Origin of the sequence: Paenibacillus sp. lzh-N1 (assembly GCF_002872435.1) — a bacterium.
Classification (GTDB): Bacteria; Bacillota; Bacilli; order Paenibacillales; family Paenibacillaceae; genus Paenibacillus; species Paenibacillus polymyxa_C.
In genome coordinates, this window is the sequence record NZ_CP025696.1 from 3,559,324 (window position 1) to 3,577,997 (window position 18,674).

At 46.4% G+C, this 18,674-nt stretch carries 14 protein-coding genes and 1 other annotated feature (1 of these 15 running past the window's edge); of the genes, 12 read left to right on the forward strand and 2 right to left on the reverse strand.

Annotation, left to right across the window (positions count from 1 at the left end; translation table 11 throughout):
* Positions 1-185: a binding site (T-box leader), on the forward strand; it begins 73 nt to the left of the window's first position.
* A gap of 61 nt (positions 186-246) precedes the next feature.
* Entirely contained in the window at positions 247-2,685 is a 2,439-nt protein-coding gene (gene leuS, locus C0638_RS16265; protein WP_058710241.1) for a leucine--tRNA ligase, read from the forward strand.
* Here the strand turns inward: leuS and comER are convergent.
* A complete protein-coding gene (gene comER / locus C0638_RS16270; RefSeq protein WP_058710240.1) occupies positions 2,666-3,511 on the reverse strand; it encodes a late competence protein ComER in 846 nt (281 codons plus the stop codon). The two genes, leuS and comER, sit on opposite strands and share 20 nt — an antisense overlap.
* Before the next feature lie 287 nt (positions 3,512-3,798).
* Here comER and C0638_RS16275 point away from each other — a divergent pair, with 287 nt between their 5' ends.
* The 6 genes from C0638_RS16275 (at position 3,799) to holA (ending at position 11,520) form a co-directional block, all read left to right on the forward strand.
* On the forward strand, positions 3,799-4,446 hold the full coding sequence (locus C0638_RS16275) for a ComEA family DNA-binding protein (protein WP_058710239.1): 648 nt from the start codon (positions 3,799-3,801) through the stop codon (positions 4,444-4,446).
* 85 nt (positions 4,447-4,531) lie between these two features.
* Positions 4,532-5,050, forward strand: a complete 519-nt coding sequence (locus tag C0638_RS16280) for a deoxycytidylate deaminase (protein WP_013372191.1) — start codon at positions 4,532-4,534, stop codon at positions 5,048-5,050.
* Positions 5,051-5,303: 253 nt separating this feature from the next.
* Positions 5,304-7,871, forward strand: coding sequence for a ComEC/Rec2 family competence protein (locus C0638_RS16285; protein ID WP_052452898.1), 2,568 nt, complete (start codon positions 5,304-5,306; stop codon positions 7,869-7,871).
* Positions 7,872-8,265: 394 nt separating this feature from the next.
* Entirely contained in the window at positions 8,266-8,814 is a 549-nt protein-coding gene (locus C0638_RS16295; protein WP_013311184.1) for an RNA polymerase sigma factor, read from the forward strand.
* The gene (locus tag C0638_RS16300) at positions 8,811-10,274 is read left to right on the forward strand and encodes an anti-sigma factor family protein (protein ID WP_058710238.1); all 1,464 of its coding nucleotides are present in this window, start codon (positions 8,811-8,813) and stop codon (positions 10,272-10,274) included. The genes C0638_RS16295 and C0638_RS16300 overlap by 4 nt, the downstream gene beginning before the upstream one ends.
* A 214-nt stretch (positions 10,275-10,488) precedes the next feature.
* Positions 10,489-11,520, forward strand: coding sequence for a DNA polymerase III subunit delta (gene holA, locus C0638_RS16305; protein ID WP_040103290.1), 1,032 nt, complete (start codon positions 10,489-10,491; stop codon positions 11,518-11,520).
* An 83-nt stretch (positions 11,521-11,603) separates the two neighbouring features.
* On the opposite strand, the gene rpsT is transcribed toward holA, so the two are convergent.
* On the reverse strand, positions 11,604-11,876 hold the full coding sequence (gene rpsT, locus C0638_RS16310) for a 30S ribosomal protein S20 (RefSeq protein WP_013372187.1): 273 nt from the start codon (positions 11,874-11,876) through the stop codon (positions 11,604-11,606).
* Positions 11,877-12,074: 198 nt separating this feature from the next.
* Here rpsT and gpr point away from each other — a divergent pair, with 198 nt between their 5' ends.
* The 5 genes from gpr (at position 12,075) to hemW (ending at position 18,588) form a co-directional block, all read left to right on the forward strand.
* The gene (gene gpr / locus C0638_RS16315) at positions 12,075-13,076 is read left to right on the forward strand and encodes a GPR endopeptidase (protein ID WP_013372185.1); all 1,002 of its coding nucleotides are present in this window, start codon (positions 12,075-12,077) and stop codon (positions 13,074-13,076) included.
* Between the two features lie 232 nt (positions 13,077-13,308).
* Positions 13,309-14,568 (forward strand): stage II sporulation protein P, encoded by a 1,260-nt coding sequence (locus C0638_RS16320; protein ID WP_025674276.1) that lies wholly within the window; start codon positions 13,309-13,311, stop codon positions 14,566-14,568.
* A gap of 26 nt (positions 14,569-14,594) precedes the next feature.
* Positions 14,595-15,104 (forward strand): hypothetical protein, encoded by a 510-nt coding sequence (locus C0638_RS16325; protein ID WP_025674277.1) that lies wholly within the window; start codon positions 14,595-14,597, stop codon positions 15,102-15,104.
* 71 nt (positions 15,105-15,175) lie between these two features.
* Positions 15,176-16,990 carry a translation elongation factor 4 gene (gene lepA, locus C0638_RS16330; RefSeq protein WP_013372182.1) on the forward strand — a complete coding sequence of 605 codons (1,815 nt, stop codon included), beginning with the start codon at positions 15,176-15,178 and terminating at the stop codon, positions 16,988-16,990.
* A gap of 410 nt (positions 16,991-17,400) precedes the next feature.
* Positions 17,401-18,588 (forward strand): radical SAM family heme chaperone HemW, encoded by a 1,188-nt coding sequence (gene hemW, locus C0638_RS16335; protein WP_013372181.1) that lies wholly within the window; start codon positions 17,401-17,403, stop codon positions 18,586-18,588.
* The last annotated feature ends 86 nt before the right edge of the window (positions 18,589-18,674 follow it).

Genomic DNA, 18,674 nt, shown 5'->3' on the forward strand with positions numbered 1-18,674 from the left:
CAGTGCAAAGCGAACTCACCTCGGAGATATGTGTCCAACGCAGGAAAGCACTGTGTAGGTGTTAGCATCCTGTTATTAACACGCATCGGATCACCTCCGTTATCAGGTGCAAAGGGAGTAGAATGCGAAGAACGCTTTCTGCTAACTAGGGTGGTACCACGGGAATATAACCTCTCGTCCCTAGCGCTGACACGCTACGGGATGCAGAGGTTTTTTTGTTGCATACCGTTTGAGGAGGAAAAGACAATGACAGACACACAGCCGAAGCACGGCTATCAACCGCAAAGTATTGAACCAAAATGGCAAAAATATTGGGATGAGAACAAGACGTTCCGCACTGGGGAAGAGCCGGGCAAACCGAAGTTTTATGCTTTGGATATGTTTCCGTACCCGTCTGGAGCTGGTCTACATGTAGGCCATCCGGAGGGATACACAGCTACAGATATTGTTTCACGTTATAAAAGAATGCGTGGCTACAACGTGCTGCATCCGATGGGTTGGGACGCCTTTGGTCTGCCTGCCGAGCAGCATGCGCTGGATACAGGTGAGCACCCACGCGAAATTACGGTGAAGAACGTAAACAACTTCCGCCGTCAAATCAAATCACTTGGCTTTTCATACGACTGGGATCGTGAAATCAGTACAACTGATCCTGATTATTACAAATGGACACAGTGGATCTTCATCCAGCTGTATAAGCGCGGTCTCGCTTATGTAGCTGAAGTGCCTGTTAACTGGTGTCCAGCACTGGGAACAGTACTGGCGAATGAAGAAGTTATTGACGGTAAGAGTGAGCGTGGCGGCCATCCGGTTATCCGCAAACCAATGCGTCAATGGATGCTGAAAATTACGGAATACGCGGATCGTTTGCTGGATGATTTGGAGGAGCTGGACTGGTCCGAGAGTATTAAGGATATGCAGCGGAACTGGATTGGTAAGTCTACCGGTGCAGAGGTTCATTTCCCAATTGAAGGCTATGACGAGCAACTCACAGTATTTACAACCCGTCCAGATACGCTGTTCGGCGCAAGCTACTGTGTGCTGGCCCCTGAGCAGGAATTGGTGGATATGATTACTACACCTGAGCAAAAGGACGCTGTACAACAGTATCGTGAACAAGCTGCTCGGAAAAGCGACTTGGAGCGCACGGATCTTGCCAAAGACAAAACAGGCGTATTCACAGGAGCTTATGCAGTGAATCCGGTGAACGGCGAAAAGCTGCCAATCTGGATTGCGGACTATGTACTAGCAGGCTACGGAACAGGTGCAATTATGGCAGTACCGGGTCATGATACACGTGACTGGGAATTTGCTAAGAAGTTCGGATTGAAAATTACTGAGGTCGTTCAAGGTGGAGACGTGGACAAAGAGCCATACACCGAGGATGGCCCGCATGTCAATTCAGGCTTGCTGAATGGACTCACCAATGAGGAAGCTATTCCGAAAATGATCGAATGGCTCGAAGCTGAGGGTAAAGGACAGGGCAAAGTTACCTATCGTCTGCGTGACTGGCTGTTCAGCCGCCAACGCTATTGGGGCGAGCCGATTCCAGTAATTCATCTAGAAGATGGAACGATCAAAACGGTTCCTGAGGATCAACTGCCGCTCGTACTGCCAGAGATGGACAATATCAAGCCTTCAGGTACAGGTGAATCCCCGCTGGCGAATGCGACAGATTGGGTAGAAATCGTTGATCCTGAGACAGGTATGAAAGCACGTCGTGAGACAAATACGATGCCGCAATGGGCAGGAAGCTGCTGGTACTACCTGCGCTTTATTGATCCAAAAAATGATAAAGAGCTTGTATCCAAAGAGAAACAGCGCGAATGGATGCCTGTTGATCTGTATATTGGCGGAGCGGAACATGCGGTTCTTCACTTGCTGTATGCCCGTTTCTGGCACAAAGTACTGTATGATATCGGCGTAGTGGAAACTAAAGAGCCTTTCTATAAGCTGGTCAACCAGGGTATGATTTTGGGCAACAACAATGAAAAAATGAGTAAATCACGCGGTAATGTCATCAATCCTGACGATATTGTAAATACGTTTGGCGCCGATACGCTGCGTATTTATGAGATGTTTATGGGACCGCTGGAAGCAACCAAGCCATGGAATGAGAATGGCGTTGAGGGAGCGCATCGTTTTCTGTCCCGCGTATGGCGCCTGTTTGTTTCCGAGGATGGTAGCCTGAACGAAAAAATTAAAAATGACGGTGGTAGTGACGAGTTCAAACGCACCTGGCATAAAACACTGAAAAAGGTAACTGAGGACCTGGACGCATTGCGTTTCAATACAGCAATCAGCCAGCTGATGATCTTCACCAATGATGCATACAAAGCAGACCTTCTGCCGCGTGCAGCGATGGAAAACTTCGTGCAAATGCTGTCTCCGCTTGCACCGCATCTGGCCGAGGAACTGTGGCAGCTGCTGGGACACAACGAGAGCATTACGTACGCGGCTTGGCCTGCCTATGATGAAGCATGGACGGTGGACGCAGAAGTGGAAATTGTCATCCAGATGAATGGTAAAATTGTACAGCGTGCAACGATTGCCAAAGATCTTGATGCCAAAGCGATGGAAGCCTTTGCTTTGTCGCTGGACAGCGTTCAGGAAGCACTGACTGGTAAAACGGTTCGCAAGGTAATTGCTGTTCCTGGTAAGCTGGTTAATATTGTTGCCGGTTAATCGGCTTTAGGCCGAAGGAGACATCTATCTTTTGCATGTCCTCTTCATACTTGTTGTGCGTGGCCCGTATTAGCTCAGGGAAGACACTATGCAGGCTGATGTCCAACAATGCGAGAGCTTCGGCGGTGATCCCTCCGGGAACCGCTACTCTTGCTTGTAACTCGGCTGGTGTCATCCCGCCTTCCGTGAGCAGCTTTCCAGTACCGATGATCATTTCACCGGCCAATGCACATAGTTCCATACGGTCTATACCCGTAGCTTGAACTGCGGCTTGAATCCACTGGTCCATAAAAAAGGCCAAGAAAGCAGGGCCGCAACTCGAAAAATCCGATGTGATCCGTGTATGAGACTCTTTAACCCGAATTGGCCTGCTGATGTGGGACATAAGCTCTTCCAGAAGGGAGCGATCCTCCTCTGTAATCCGGTTTCCATGGATGCATAGTGAGGCTCCGCTTCCAATCTGGTGAGTGATACTCGGAATAATTTTGGACACTTTGGCTTTCAGTGCATGCTCCAAAATACGGATCTGTACTGGACTTGTGATAGAAACGACGATCTGCTCTTCTGTAATGACGTTGCGTATTTCATCCGTTACGGTTTTTGATTCCAGCGGCTTCACGCAGATAAATAGAATATCGCTTTCCTCTGCCGTCTCACGGTTGCTTTGAGCTGCATGCAAACCTGGATAACGACGGGCTAGCTCGGCTACCTTGGAATACGTTCGGTTGCTTGCTAATATTTGCTGCGGTTTGAGTGCGTCCGAATGAATAAAAGATTCAATTAGCAGACTTCCCATGCTGCCAGTCCCGATAAATCCAACTTTCATTGTTCAACGTCCTCCTTTCATACTTTGCGGTATAGACGCTGTGCTGTCATTCTTCTTAGTGTATGCACTTGGTCTTGGCCGACATGACGAATTTTATGTCTGAACACATTAGATCATGCTTGGGGCCGCACCACTCTTTGTATAAATGCTCACAGCGAGACCGTATGGGGGTGTTTATAAACCTCCGGTTTGACGGAAATTGGACAGATTTGCTCTGTTAGATTGAGACGCTGGTCTTCAGTCGCTTCAATTCCGAAATCCATGTGGAGTAGGGGACGATACGAAAAATGAAACGCGTATGGACAGGAACGGCAATAACGCTTGCTGTAATCGGGAGTGGACTTATTTTGTTTGCCGGAGGGCAGCGCTCTGAGCCACAAGAAGAGTGGAGTTTGCTTAACCATAAGGTGGAGAAGGCTTTGGCGATAGAGTCGGAGTCAATTGAGTCGCAGCGAAGCAGTGAGTATACCCAAGGAAAGCATGCTGTAAAAGAGGCTTCAGACCAAGCTGAACGCAGAGCGAATGTCGAAGCTGTTGACAATGTGAAGCATAATACTAAGCAGAGTTCTACTGGTGTATCTGCTGTTATGAGTGAAAACTCCATGGCGGGGAATTCAAGTACCGTAAAGCAGTCAGATGTTGCGGATTCGAGATCAGACACAGCTGTTGCCAGTTCGAATGCTGTAACGACGAGTAGGACAAATACGGTGAATGATTCGGTTATTCCATCCGTTTCCGGTGAAAAAAAGGTAAACATTAACACAGCGACTGCTGCCGAGTTAATGGAACTTCCGGGGGTTGGGGCTAAAAAGGCCGAGGCTATTTTGAACTATCGTAATCAGCACGGGCTGTTCAAACGTGTGAACGATTTGGATCGTGTAAAAGGAATCGGAGCTAAAATGTTAGCGAAAATGAAGCCGTATGTCAGCTTATAACTTATTTAAGTTTACGGTATAGGCTTTGAGAGTGGCTTTAACGGATATGTTTTACGTTTAACTTGTTTATACGGGAGAGATGGAAATGAGTGCAGATGTACGCAAGGACTGGGACACCTACTTCATGGATATCGCTTATATGGTATCCACCCGTTCGCGCTGCGCGCGGCGTCATGTTGGAGCCGTACTTGTACAAGGTAAGAAGCTATTGGGGACGGCCTATAATGGCGCACCATCCGGGGTGCCTGACTGTTCTGAGGCAGGCTGTATGATCTCGGAGGAATATGAGGTCGTTCACCGTGATGGACGGGAGGAAATGGTTAAGAAGCAGCGTTGTATTCGCACTATTCATGCGGAGCAGAACCTGTTGCTGTTTACTGACCGGATTGACCGTGAAGGCTCCTCCGTATATGTCACCGACCAGCCGTGCTGGACGTGTGCCAATATGTTGGCGAACAGCGGTATTGTGGAGATTGTATATCACCGACCTTATCCAAAAGATGCCGACAAGGTTCGTGCTATGATGGAGGAAAAGGGGATCGCCTTTCGTATGCTGGAGACATATCATCCACCACAGGAAACGCTGATGGATGTTAAAGATTAATCAATAAACGAGGAAGAACCTCTGACAATGCTATTTTGTCAGGGGTTCTTTTTTGTTTTGTGAGTTGGACAGAAAGCAATGTTTGCTAATGGAAGGTGATTGTATTCAAACCCAACTTGTGTTTACTAGGCCTATATTAAGTCTCACTGTTTGTTGGATTATAGGAAGTGCAGGAGCGTGTCTGTATTCGGGACGGATACTTTTATTACTGTGGGCGGGAGTTACCCTGATTTTCCCACTTATAGCTTTACTGATGAAAATTCCCATCCGACATATGGTATTGCTATGGATTGCATTAAGTGGTGGTGGATTTCATTGGTTTTGGCATGATACGCATAATGTAAGCAGTATTCCTGGTGCTCTTCATGTATCGTCTTCTGTCATAGAAGACATGCCTGTTCAAGCAGCAGGGTTTATTGCTTCAGAAGTTGAGATTGATGGGGATCGTGCGCAGTTTGAGATGAGAGTTACTTCAATCCATCACTTTGCAAGTCAATCCAATAAGGTTGAACATCGAGGATCTATTTCTGAACAGGTCATTGTTCATATCAAGTTGGCTGCGAAGCAGGAACAGCAACTTGCGGCAGCATGGCAGCGTGGGGATGCAATCCTGCTCCGTGGCAACTTAAAGGCACCAGCAAAAGCGGGTAATTTTGGTAGCTTTGATTACAGTAAATATCTGCACACGCAGGAAATTCACTGGCTTTTCAAGGGGGCTGGAGCCGCCTCGTTACAGAGGCAGGAGGCTTCACAGTGGAACCGCTACATATTATTCAGATGGAATGATCAGCTTAGAGAGCAGCTAGGTCAAAAAATGGAATCTGCTTTTACATCACTTCTTCAGGCAGGATATATGAAAGGCCTGGTACTTGGGGTTACAGATGAGCTGGACCCAGCAACGTATAATGAATTTACGCAGCTTGGTTTAACGCATATTTTGGCGATATCAGGTATGCATGTGGCGGTATATGCGGCCACATTATTATATTTACTCAAGTTATTACGAGTTAGCCGTGAAACCTCTCTTACGATTGTGATGGTACTGATTCCGGCTTATGTCCTGCTGACAGGTGCTTCTCCCTCTGTTGTAAGAGCGGGAATTATGGCGATGATTGGCTTGTTTGCAGCCCGACGAGGGCTGCTCAAAGACGGACTTAATATTTTAAGTATATCTGCGTTGCTTATGCTGCTATGGAATCCATACTACCTGCTTAGCGTCAGCTTTCAGCTGTCCTTTTTGGTAACAGGTGGGTTGCTCATATATATGCCGCTTATGAAGCCATTTTTCGCCAAATGGCCCCTCCTGATCGGTGGTGAAGTTGCGATTACAGTCACGGCACAGCTTGTTTCGTTTCCAATGACGGTATTCTACTTTAATCAATTTTCGTTATTATCATTTGCGGCTAATTTTGTACTTGTCCCCCTAATTACATATATCGTGCTTCCACTGGGTACGGTAGCCATGGGAATGGCCTTTTTATGGGGGGATGGTGCTCGTATCCTTGCGTGGCCGGCAGAGCAATTGAACGATCTGACCTTTTGGCTTGTGAAATGGCTGAATGTAGATGATGCTTATGTGAGTATTTGGCCGTCTTCTTCTATTCTGTGGGTTCTGGCGTATTATGCAGCTTTGTACAGTGTTTTGTACTGGCTCAAAACGTGGTTGACATCCCGAAGGAAAACGGGCGACATTTCCGTTGTGAATTCTACTACCATAACATCACCTATGTATACAGGATTAGAGGCTGCTGCTGAGTGGGCTGCTATTTTGCAAACGGCTCATGAACCCGAGGGTGCAGGGAAATTTGCGCGTCGACAGTGGAATGGATATCGTCATGTGGCACTGGCTTTAAGTGGTATTGCCTGGCTTGGCATACTATGTATAGGGTACCAATCTCCTAGTGAAAGAAACACGGGAGTTGTTCAGTATCTGGATGTGGGCCAAGGTGATAGCATTTTAATTACAACGCCGGGAGGGAAACATATTTTGGTGGATGGCGGGGGTACAATGGACTTTGCAACAGGAAAAAACGCTTGGCGCAAGCGTACAGATCCCTACGAGGTAGGCGCGGATACGATTGTGCCCTTGCTAAAGCAACGTGGGGTGCACCGGCTGGACGCTGTCATTTTGACGCATGGAGATCATGATCATGCCGGAGGTCTACAGGCTGTATTTGACCAAATTCCCGTATCCACCTTATTTTTTAACGGTACCCTAACAGACAAAGCCCCATTCCGGAAGTTGTTAAACACGGCTTTGGACAAGCAGATCAAGCTGTACGGTGCACATCATAGCATGGAGTGGGGACCGGACCGGGATACGAAAATTCGCTTTCTCTATCCGTTTAAGCTGGAGGAGAACGAATCTGAGCAGTTGCCTGTGATGAAGGAACAGAATCATTATTCTGTTGCCATGATTTTAGAGATGGAGGGGGCCTCGTTTTTATTCACAGGAGATATGGATGATGCTGCAGAGTCGCTGTTGCTTTCTGAATTAACCCGTTCTCCATCTCGTGTGAAAGCTCAGGAGGGAATAGGAGATGCAAGGAAAGCTGTCGACGTTATGAAAGTGGCACATCACGGAAGTAAGTATTCCACCTCGGAAGAGTGGTTGTCCTACTGGCAGCCGAAAGTATCCGTCATTTCAGTTGGTGCAAGCAACACATATGGACATCCGAATAAAGCGGTATTGGAACGTTTGGCGGAAGTTGGTTCTGCCATATATCGAACAGACACAATGGGAGAGGTACAGATTCGTGCGCAGCAAGGGAAGCTGAGTGTGCGGTATCAACGCAAACGTGAACAAATAGATACAAAATGATTTTGATTATACAAAAAAACAGGCTTATAACAGCCAATAATTTGCCTGCCGTTATATCAGATAAGGGATACCAATACTCAATCGACGATTTTTATTTTCAAGATCCGATTGCTCTGTCTTATCAATTAGAACTTATATCTGATTTTCTGATTTCCAATAAATCACAAAACGTTTCATGCAATTCAATAGGTTCAGTATCTAGATATATGTAGGGGCTGAGGGAAGGTGACTACCTTCCCTTTTTCTGTTATTCTAAGGGAGGATACAATGGGGATTCTGGGCATTTTGTTATAATTTTTTTTATTAAAAAAATAAAATTAGCGTCAGACGTCTATCCTGCAACAATTTGCAAAAGGGATACGTCTGTAATATTGCAGGGAGAGGGGGATCCTTTGTGGTAGAGCAGGGACTCATCCGAGCCGCTCAATCGGGCGATCGCGACGCTCTCATTACCCTATTAAGAGAGATAGAACAGCATGTGTACCGTACGGCATATTACATTCTAAATAATGAGCAGGACGCCATGGACGCTTCACAAGAAGCCCTCATACGAATATATTCCAAAATTAACTCTTATGAGGAAAAAGCGCAGTTTAAAACCTGGGTCCAACGCATTGTAACGAACATATGCATCGACAAATTCAGAAGAACGAAGCCTTCGGTTTCCATTGACGAGCATGACATGATATTTAACGACCCCCAAAACGTGGAGGTCGAGGTGTTAACCTCTTACATGGCACAGGATGTTCGTGAGGCTATACAACAGCTCCCGGAACACCACCGGACGGTAATTGTCCTGAGATATTTGCAGGATTTCTCTTATAACGAGATTGCCGATTCTCTGGATTTGCCGCTAAATACGGTCAAGTCATACTTGTATCGTGCAAGACAACAATTGCAAGGGCTACTTCAGGAGTATCAGAAAGGTGGTGTATCAGGATGAAGTGTGGAGAAGAGGTGATGGATTGGATGCAGCGTTATGTGGATCATGAACTGGGTGAAGAAGAGACGTCCCAATTAATGAACCATATTGCGACTTGCCCGGACTGTGCGGAAAAATTTCATATTCTTCAGACACTCTCTCGCGAGCTGGAGGAATTGCCTGCGGTTTCCCCGGCGTTCAGCCTGGTGGATTCCATCATGCCTCAGCTTGATGCCATTGACCGCGCACGTGAAGAGCAGGGAAGCGCGCTTCAGGAAATGCAGCCTGTAGCTGCTGATCCTGAGCCTGGAACAGGGCTTGGACAACGTACTCAGCCTGTGCCTTGGTGGAACCGGGTGGGAGGGCGTGCTGCCATGGGCGTGGCTGCCGCTGCCGTTGTACTGGGGATTGTAGTATTCAACTTCGAGCCTAAAACAGTGCAGGATGCGGAAGGCATACTTACATCCCAGTCGCCCGAGGTGACAAGTCAGCAGAATCAGACGGAAATCCCAGGTACGACCAATGGGAGTGGAGGACGTGATGCAACCATTGGAGCGGAATCGACCAAGCCGCCATCTGAACAGGGACAAGGAGCCGATTCCTCTCTGACACCTGCAGATAAGGAACCTGACTTGGGCGACCAGGGAATAAACAGTTCAGATGACAAAAAGTATCCTTCCAAACCGGATGCTGGGAAGGTGGATGATCAGCAAGCTGGCGAGGAACCTTTAACAAAGTCTGCACCGACTAAACATTCTTCCCGTCAGGATGAAAAGCAGGGACAGCCAAACGTCGATCGTCAGGCCTCAAAGGATGACTCATCTGCAGATGCTCCTCAATCCGATGACAAACAGTTAAAACAGAAAAAATCTGATCAACCTACGATTGCTCCTGATGAACAGCTGGATCCGAAAATGGAAAAGGCACCAATAGCAGATACGGGTACCGCTCAGGAGGATAATAGCGATGATACAAGTACAAATGATGCATCTTCGTCGCTTAGTCAGGAATTGAAGGTACAGAGTCGAATTGCTTCAAATGAAACGTCGAAAGATACGACATCCAAAAGTGTCACCAAGGATGCGGGCAACTCCTTAGGAGCGGATAGCAGCAATGCAGCTTCTAATGATGAGCAATCATCCGTGTCACAAGACCCGGTTCGTAGAGAAGGTTTTGTATCTAATTCGCTGGTCTCTCCGGACAGCAATAATGCTTCCACCTATGGTGCCCAGTCCGCCTCTACAGATCAGTTCAACTCGCCTGATGGTAGCTATGCAGTGGCTATTGAAGGCAAAAAGCTGAAAGTGTATAAACTTTCCGATAACGGTGTAGACCGAACAACACTGGAAGTCCGTACTCTGAAGGGTGCTTGGGTCAAAGGAAGCTGGTCAGATGACAGCCAGACCTTTATGTATGAGACGGAGCAGGATGGGACTGCAAGTAAATATACGTACACCGTCCCGCGTAGCACTGGAAAATAGTTTCCGTAAGTTGGCACACTTTTTAGAAACAGAGAATAAACTATATGAACCGACGTCGTATCCCGACGGTTGAAAGTTTCTAGAGCTTTCTGCTGCCGTGTTGATATAGATGGTGGTGAAGGGATTCTGCCTAAAGGCGGGGTCCCTTTGTTTGTGTCATGACTTGCCTTCCGGTCGGATGTCAGGTACGATCAGTGGGTGGGGGGAACGGAAAATGGATGTAAAAACAGCCTCTAGGGCTATTCGCAAAGGTGATATTTCGCCAGTGTATCTGCTATATGGCAGTGAAAAATATCAAATGAAGCAGTTTGTTGATATGCTAAAAGAGAAGGTGGTGGAGGAGGAGCATCGTGACTTCGCCATTATTTCTTATGATTTAACCGAGACGCCAATTGAGGTGGTTGTGGAGGATGCGGAGACAGCGCCTTTTCTGGTGCCGAAAAAGCTAATTATTGTACGGGATACCAGTGTATTTGCAGCAGGGAAAGATAATGGAAAAATAGAGCACCGTCTTGAGACTCTGTTGACTTATATGGATAACCCGACTGACTATAGCGTCATCGTTTTTACGGTTCAGGCTGAAAAACTGGACGAACGGAAAAAGATCGTCAAGAAACTGAAAAGTGATGCCTCAGTTATTGCTTTCGCTCCTATGGGTGGAGATGATCTTGTAGCTTGGGTCCATAAGCGTGCAGCAGAAAGAGAAGTGCAGTTGGCAGCAGGAGCGGCTGAGAGACTCATTCAATACACGGGTACCGGGCTTCAATCCTTGGCTGCCGAGATAGATAAGCTGTGCTTATACGCAGGAGCGCAGGGAACGATCTCATCCGCTGACATTGAATCCCTTGTGCCTCGTAATACAGAGCAAAACGTATTTGCGATGGTTGAGGATCTGGCTAATTTGCGGCTGGATAAGGCGCTCAGTATTTTTTATGAATTGCTTAAGCAAAAAGAGGAACCAATCAAGATTGCAGCTTTGATCACACGGCAGTTTCGTATTATGTTGCAGGTCAAAGAGCTGGCAGGTCAAAGCTATTCTCAGCAACAAATTGCGAGTCAGCTCAGCTTGCATCCTTATGGGGTGAAAGTTGCAGGGGATCAAGCGCGACGCTTCCGTCCTGAGCAGCTGCGCCAGCTTCTCTATGAACTGGGCGAGCTGGACTACCATATGAAAACAGGTGTTGTTGACAAGGTGCTGGGACTCGAACTATTTTTGATGAAAATGGGAGCAGGTGCTTCAATCTAATCTCATAAAGTTATGAACTAAAAAATCCTGATCAGCCTTGGCTGATCAGGATTTTTTCATTAACGTATAAAAGTAGCTCTTGCTTACGCTTGAGCTGTAAGAGCGTTAAGTTTTTTCGCCAAGCGGGATTTTTTGCGAGCAGCTGCATTTTTGTGGATCAGACCTTTAGTTACAGCCTTGTCCAGCTTTTGGGAAGCCACTTTGAAAGCAGCAGCAGCAGCTTCAGCTTCGTTACCTACCAACGCTGTATCGGCAGCTTTTACTGCTGTACGAAGCGCGGATTTTTGGGAAGCGTTCAACGCACGGCGTTTGTCGCTAGTTTTAACGCGTTTGATAGCGGATTTGATGTTTGGCATTACATTCACCTCCTGTAAAGGCATTACTTATGAACACAAACGTTTCACAACTTAAAATATTTTAGCACGCCACACCTCAAATTGCAATAAGAAAACATTCTAAGACGATGCAAATTACAGGATGAAAATGGATGTGCATAAACCTGCTGGGTGTCTCGCACACTATAGCCAGAGATGGTATACAAGGAGGTTTAAAAGATGGATCTGGATTTGCAGAAGTATGCGGTACGCACGGATTTGGCATTAGAGGCAAGAGAGCTGGCAGAACGGAATCAGCCTGTACCGCTGGCGGGTATAAATGAGAATGTGGAGGAAGATAACGGTATTAAAATTACGCGGCTGGATGTATTAAATGAAGAAGGAGCCAACCGTATTGGGCGGGTACAAGGGCATTACGTTACACTCGAAGTACCTGGCTTGCGTGAAGGCGACACTGGACTTCAGCAACGGGTAGCTATTGCCTTTGCCAAAGAAATGGAGCATTTTATACAAAAAATAGGGATCTCTAAGGTGGCAAGGGTGCTGGTGGTAGGGCTGGGGAATTGGAACGTTACTCCTGATTCGCTGGGTCCGCTTGTTGTTGAAAATTTAATGGTCACCCGTCAATATTTTGAACTGACACCTGATCAGATCAACCCTGGATATCGGGATGTGAGTGCAATTGCGCCGGGTGTTCTTGGTATCACGGGAATCGAATCCAGTGAGATCGTTCAAGGCATTGTGGATCGCACAAAACCAGAACTGATTATTGCTATTGATGCTTTGGCGTCACGTTCACTAGAGCGTGTCAATACGACTATCCAAGTGGCGGATATCGGAATACATCCAGGTTCAGGTATTGGCAACAAGCGGCGTGGTATCACCAAGGATATTATGGGGGTTCCGTGTATCGCTATCGGCGTTCCAACGGTATGCTATGCTTCGACCATCGTCAACAATGTAATCGAACTGATGAAAACACATTTTACCAAAGAAAAAGCTTCTACCAAAGTAATTCTCGGAATGTTGGATGAAATATCAGAACCTGAGAGACTTGGGCTAGTGAAAGAGGTGCTCCAACCACTAGGGCATGATTTGATTGTGACTCCAAAAGAAATTGATGAATTCATTGAAGATATCGCAAATATCATTGCGACCGGATTGAACGCTGCTCTACATGAGGCTGTTGATCCCGACAATGTCGCCGCTTATACGCATTAATGAAAGGCTAGCAAAACCATCTTTCTAAGACACGACACAAAAATCTCTATTTAACAGGTAGCCTATCTCTTTCGAAAAGGGGTGGGCTGGACCTGTGATAGAGATTTTTGTGTTCTAGTAATTGTTCTCCGTTCATAGAGTTGAAGTATAAGAGATTTCCGCAACAGATAGGAACCCTGTGTTCTGAATGTAATAAGCGGGTTTCGACGGGACGAAGGAGGACAAGGCTCACATGAAAAAAATTCAGACCTGGAACGTCGGAAGATGGAGAAGAAAAGGTATCGAAATTTTGGCAATGGGACATACGCTTGTGCTGCTTATCATGGGCTCGGCGCTTTTATTTGTCGTTTTGGGACTAGGAGGGTTGGCAGAAAATCGTTTGCAAACCTCTCCTGTTTCTTCGATGAAAGGATTGGCAGGCTCGGTGTCCAGCGGTTTTTTCGCGGATATGCTAGGTATGGAGGTACCTCATTTGGCACAAAAGAAGCAGCATTCTTCTTTGTCGGGTGAACAATGGTCGCCATTTGTTTTTCAGATGCTTACAGGTATTAATCCGCAGGATCCCAAAAGTCTCATTTCTCGTGAAATTCCTGGCATGTCTGCTGGTGCGCCTGTCTTGCTGCGCAAGGGTTCGGGGAACGACAAGGTAGAGGGTCCTACGGATTATCAACCTGATCAGGGAACGACAGATACCCCTGGGGGTTCAGACGCAGCTGAGAACCCGCCGTCTACTACGCCGGGTATTCCGACAACACCGGAAACAGACCCTGCACGTGAGGATGATCCAGGTGATGCCGCCAAAGGGGAGAAGCGTATATTAATCTACCATTCTCATCCCAGAGAAGCATATAATCCATTACTGAGCAAAACCAGTTCTAACCCCAATTCAGGTTCTAAGTCAGCTAATGTATCAAGGGTAGGTGACTTCGTAAAGAAGAGACTGGAAAAGCAAGGGATATCTACACTGCATGTAAACAAGGATTATGCCACCACAGTTCAAAATTACAATTGGAACTACTCCTATAAATATTCACGCGCAACAGTCAAGGAGGTTTTGGCTCAAAATAAAGGTTTAACTTATCTACTTGATATTCATCGTGATTCCCAACGTCATGGAAAAACAACAGCCACCATTAATGGACTTTCTTATGCCAAAGTGTATTTTATCATCGGACATGACAACAAAAATTGGCGTAAAAATGAAGCTTTTGCTGCTCGTATTCATGAAAAGCTGGAAAAATCCTATCACGGCGTATCACGAGGTGTATGGGGAAAAGATGGCGGCAAAGGAAACAACGGTGAATATAATCAAAGCTTGTCTTCGCATAGCATTTTGATCGAAATCGGAGGGATTGACAACACGGAGGAGGAGTTAAAACGAACTTCTGACGTTTTGGCGGATATGATCAGTGAAGTGTATTGGGAGGATCAGAAAGCCCAGAAGGCGGGCACCAACGTATCTGACACCAAAAAGAGCAATAGCGGCAATTAAATAAGGTAGCAGTTAGGGGGGATAGAATGACCGGACATTTTCGTAAAAAAGCGCTTGGATTTGTGCTTCTGATCGGAGCGGGCGTGTTACTTGGCATGCAGCTGGCAGGTTCTGGTCTGCGCTCAGTCTATGGCCCGGAATGGGACGAGAATCCAGTTTCATCAGTAAATCAACAGAAAGTTGAATATGAGCAGACGGTGATTGAGGATACCCCGGCAGCTGATGCCCAAGTGCATAATCGTACGTATAATACAAATAGAAAGGTCGAGTTTGAGCCACAAACGAACACGAACGAAGGGAATACAAACGAACGAAGTGAGGAACAGACCGCGCGCTGGACACATGAATGGGATATGAAGGCTGCACAAGATGACAATACTCGGCAGGGCCTAGAGACTCCTCGTGAGCTACTAGCCGTAAAGGCGCAGCAGGCTTCGGTGGATACCATGGCTGACAAAACGGCTGGACTGCTTCAAAACCTGTCAAGACAGGGCATTCGCTGGGTTGTATCTGTATTTGACGGGGTAACAGAATAGAAATATTGCTGACCCCCCTTACAACTGCTATAATAAGCTGATTGATACTAGGCATTGTGTGGGGGTAAGGCATGACTGACATTTTGGCAAGACAACGTAAAATTCGGAACTTTAGTATCATTGCACATATAGACCATGGTAAATCTACGCTGGCTGACCGGATCTTGGAGTACACCGGTGCACTCACTTCCCGCGAAATGCAGGAGCAAGTGCTTGACCAGATGGAACTGGAGCGGGAGCGCGGGATTACGATTAAGCTCCAGGCAGTGCGACTCACTTATAAGGCCGATGACGGCGAAGAGTACATTTTGAACTTGATTGATACACCGGGACACGTCGATTTTACCTATGAGGTATCTCGTAGTTTGGCAGCCTGCGAAGGTGCTTTGCTGGTAGTAGACGCAGCGCAGGGGATTGAGGCGCAGACATTGGCTAACGTTTATTTGGCGTTGGACAACAATCTGGAGATTTTGCCAGTGCTTAACAAGATTGATTTGCCAAGTGCTGATCCTGAACGGGTAAAGCAGGAAATCGAGGATGTTATCGGTTTGGACACGAGCGAAACCGTACATGCTTCAGCCAAAGCTGGAATCGGTATCAAGGAAATTTTGGAACAGGTGGTCAGAAGTGTGCCTGCTCCGCAAGGAAATCCGGATAATCCGCTCAAGGCGCTTATTTTCGATTCGCATTATGATCCTTATAAAGGCGTTATCGTATATGTACGTGTTGTAGATGGCAGTATCCGTGCGGGTTCGAAAATTAAGATGATGGCCACTGACAAAACGTTTGAGGTTATCGAGGTTGGAGCTTTCATGCCACGTATGACGATCGTGGATGAGCTAAATATCGGTGATGTTGGTTTTATCGTTGCCGGAATCAAGCATGTGGGCGACACTCGTGTCGGGGATACGGTAACGGATGCCAAAAATCCAACACCAGAACCGATGCCAGGCTATCGGAAAATTAATCCAATGGTGTATTGCGGTCTGTACCCAATTGAAACATCGGAATATAACGATTTGCGTGAGGCGCTTGAAAAGCTGCAACTGAACGATGCTTCGCTCAGCTTTGAACCGGAAACATCCAGTGCGTTGGGCTTCGGCTTCCGTTGCGGTTTCCTTGGTCTGCTTCATATGGACGTTATTCAGGAACGTATTGAACGTGAATTCAATATTCCGCTGATTACAACGGCACCAAGCGTAATTTACCGTGTACAATTGACTAACGGGGAAACGATTGAAATTGATAACCCATCCAACTACCCGGAAGTAGGACGTATTGAACATGTAGAAGAGCCATATGTTAAGGCAGGCATCATCGTGCCCAATGATTATGTAGGTACGGTTATGGAGCTTTGTCAGAGCAAGCGTGGTGAATACGTGAACATGGAGTACCTGGATACAACACGGGTAACGATTACGTACCAGATTCCTTTGTCTGAAATCGTATATGATTTCTTTGATCAGCTTAAATCCAGCACCAAAGGTTATGCTTCCTTTGACTATGAGATTTCAGGCTATCGCCAATCTAATCTGGTGAAGATGGATATTCTGTTGAATGGTGAGCAGGTCGATGCATTGTCATTCATCGTGCATAGAGATCGAGCTTACCACCGCGGACGTATCATTTGTGAGAAGCTGCGCGAGTTGATTCCACGGCAAATGTTCGAGGTGCCAATCCAGGCATCTGTAGGAACAAAGGTTGTTGCGCGTGAAACCGTTAAGGCTATGCGGAAAAACGTCTTGGCCAAATGTTATGGCGGCGATATTTCCCGTAAACGGAAGCTGCTTGAGAAGCAAAAAGAGGGCAAGAAGCGTATGAAGCAGGTCGGTAACGTAGAAGTACCACAGGAAGCATTTATGGCGGTACTGAAGATAGATGAGTAAAGCAGATTGAAGTATTCGTCCATTCTTTCATGAGGCATTTGCCATGCATGAAGAATGGACGTTCTTTATTTGAGCAAGCTATTCAGGACAGAGAGCTCGTTCAAGTTCTGATTTAGAGTAATATGGCAACTATATTTAAATCTTTAGAGTATGTCTAAAATGTTTTTCGTTTACTGCAACACCTACACCACAAAAAATGACCGATTCGTGGTGGGCAGCAGCGGAGTGGGCCATTTGAATCTGGAGAAGCGTAGCGTTCGCCTTTACTCCCCAATTTTATCCCTAAGAGTGCTTATATAATGGAAAATTGGGGAGTAACAGCGATCAGAAGATCAAATGGAACACGAAGCGGTTGGTCTCGACCTCGGCTCATTTTCTCACTATACCCTGAATCGACAAGGAGGATCGGTATGACCGCATCCATACAAAAACATGAATATTCATCCGCGCCTCAAGCGGTTTATCTGCATATACCTTTTTGCACGAATAAATGCTTTTACTGTGACTTCAACTCTTATGTGCTCAAGGATCAGCCTGTTATGGAATATCTGTATGCCTTAGAACGGGAGATGGAACATACGGTCAAACTTCACCCGCCAGGAGAGATAAAGACCATTTTTGTCGGGGGAGGAACACCAACAACCCTCAATCCGAAGGAAATGGAATATTTCCTGAGGAGCGTTCGTACCTATTTTCCAAACTGGGCGGAAGATATTGAGTTTTCCATGGAAGCCAATCCTGGCACAACTGATTTTGAAAAACTTTCTGTGATGAAAGAGGGCGGCGTCAATCGACTCAGTTTTGGTGTGCAGGCTTTCCAGAATGATCTGCTTACAGGCATAGGTCGTATTCATAGTACAGATGACGTCTATCGTAGTTTGGAAAACGCACGTAAGGCCGGCTTGGACAATCTGTCGATTGACCTGATGTTCGGTTTGCCGAACCAAACGGTCGACATGCTGGATGAAAGCGTCAGTAGAGCGCTGGAGCTGGATCTTCCTCATTACTCTATCTACAGTTTGAAGGTTGAAGAAAACACGCTCTTCCACACGTTATACCAGAAAAATCAGCTGCCACTTCCACATGAAGATGACGAACTGGAAATGTATTTGCTCCTTATGCGTCGCATGAAAGAAGCGGGTTATGAACAGTATGAAATTAGCAATTTCGCTAAACCAGGTTTGGGTAGTAAGCACAATATGACTTATTGGCGGAATGAGGATTATTATGGTCTTGGCGCTGGGGCACATGGTTATGTTGGCAGAGAGCGTCATATGAACATTAAGGGCATTAACCCTTATGTGGAGGCTACTCGGAATGGCCTACCGCGTTTGGACAGCTTTGAGGTGCCGACGGCGGAAGCTATGGAGGACTTTCTCATGGTCGGTTTGAGAATGCTGGAGGGTGTGTCCAAATCCCGCTTTGAAGCTCAATTCGGTCAGACATTGGAAGACACGTTTACAGTTCCTCTTAGAAAAATGCTGAATGCAGGATTAATCGAATCAATCGAGGATGGGTATCGTTTGAGCGAACGCGGTATTTTATTCGGAAATGACGTATTTGCAGAGTTCATCGGTTCGATCACGGTAAATTCATAAGTTGCAAGCTTCAATATAGTACATTTTGACTTCGTAAGCTGGGCCATCATTTTATTACACCATTCTGCCACAGCAGGGTAAATGGA

Bases quoted from the DNA above. Each gene is read 5' to 3' on its own strand.
- holA (WP_040103290.1), top strand. From the start codon at position 10,489: ATGGATGTAAAAACAGCCTCTAGGGCTATTCGCAAAGGTGATATTTCG.
- C0638_RS16300 (WP_058710238.1), top strand. From the start codon at position 8,811: ATGAAGTGTGGAGAAGAGGTGATGGATTGGATGCAGCGTTATGTGGAT.
- C0638_RS16285 (WP_052452898.1), top strand. From the start codon at position 5,304: ATGAAAATTCCCATCCGACATATGGTATTGCTATGGATTGCATTAAGT.
- C0638_RS16280 (WP_013372191.1), top strand. From the start codon at position 4,532: ATGAGTGCAGATGTACGCAAGGACTGGGACACCTACTTCATGGATATC.
- gpr (WP_013372185.1), top strand. From the start codon at position 12,075: ATGGATCTGGATTTGCAGAAGTATGCGGTACGCACGGATTTGGCATTA.
- C0638_RS16320 (WP_025674276.1), top strand. From the start codon at position 13,309: ATGAAAAAAATTCAGACCTGGAACGTCGGAAGATGGAGAAGAAAAGGT.
- lepA (WP_013372182.1), top strand. From the start codon at position 15,176: ATGACTGACATTTTGGCAAGACAACGTAAAATTCGGAACTTTAGTATC.
- rpsT (WP_013372187.1), bottom strand. From the start codon at position 11,876: ATGCCAAACATCAAATCCGCTATCAAACGCGTTAAAACTAGCGACAAA.
- C0638_RS16325 (WP_025674277.1), top strand. From the start codon at position 14,595: ATGACCGGACATTTTCGTAAAAAAGCGCTTGGATTTGTGCTTCTGATC.
- C0638_RS16275 (WP_058710239.1), top strand. From the start codon at position 3,799: ATGAAACGCGTATGGACAGGAACGGCAATAACGCTTGCTGTAATCGGG.
- comER (WP_058710240.1), bottom strand. From the start codon at position 3,511: ATGAAAGTTGGATTTATCGGGACTGGCAGCATGGGAAGTCTGCTAATT.
- hemW (WP_013372181.1), top strand. From the start codon at position 17,401: ATGACCGCATCCATACAAAAACATGAATATTCATCCGCGCCTCAAGCG.
- leuS (WP_058710241.1), top strand. From the start codon at position 247: ATGACAGACACACAGCCGAAGCACGGCTATCAACCGCAAAGTATTGAA.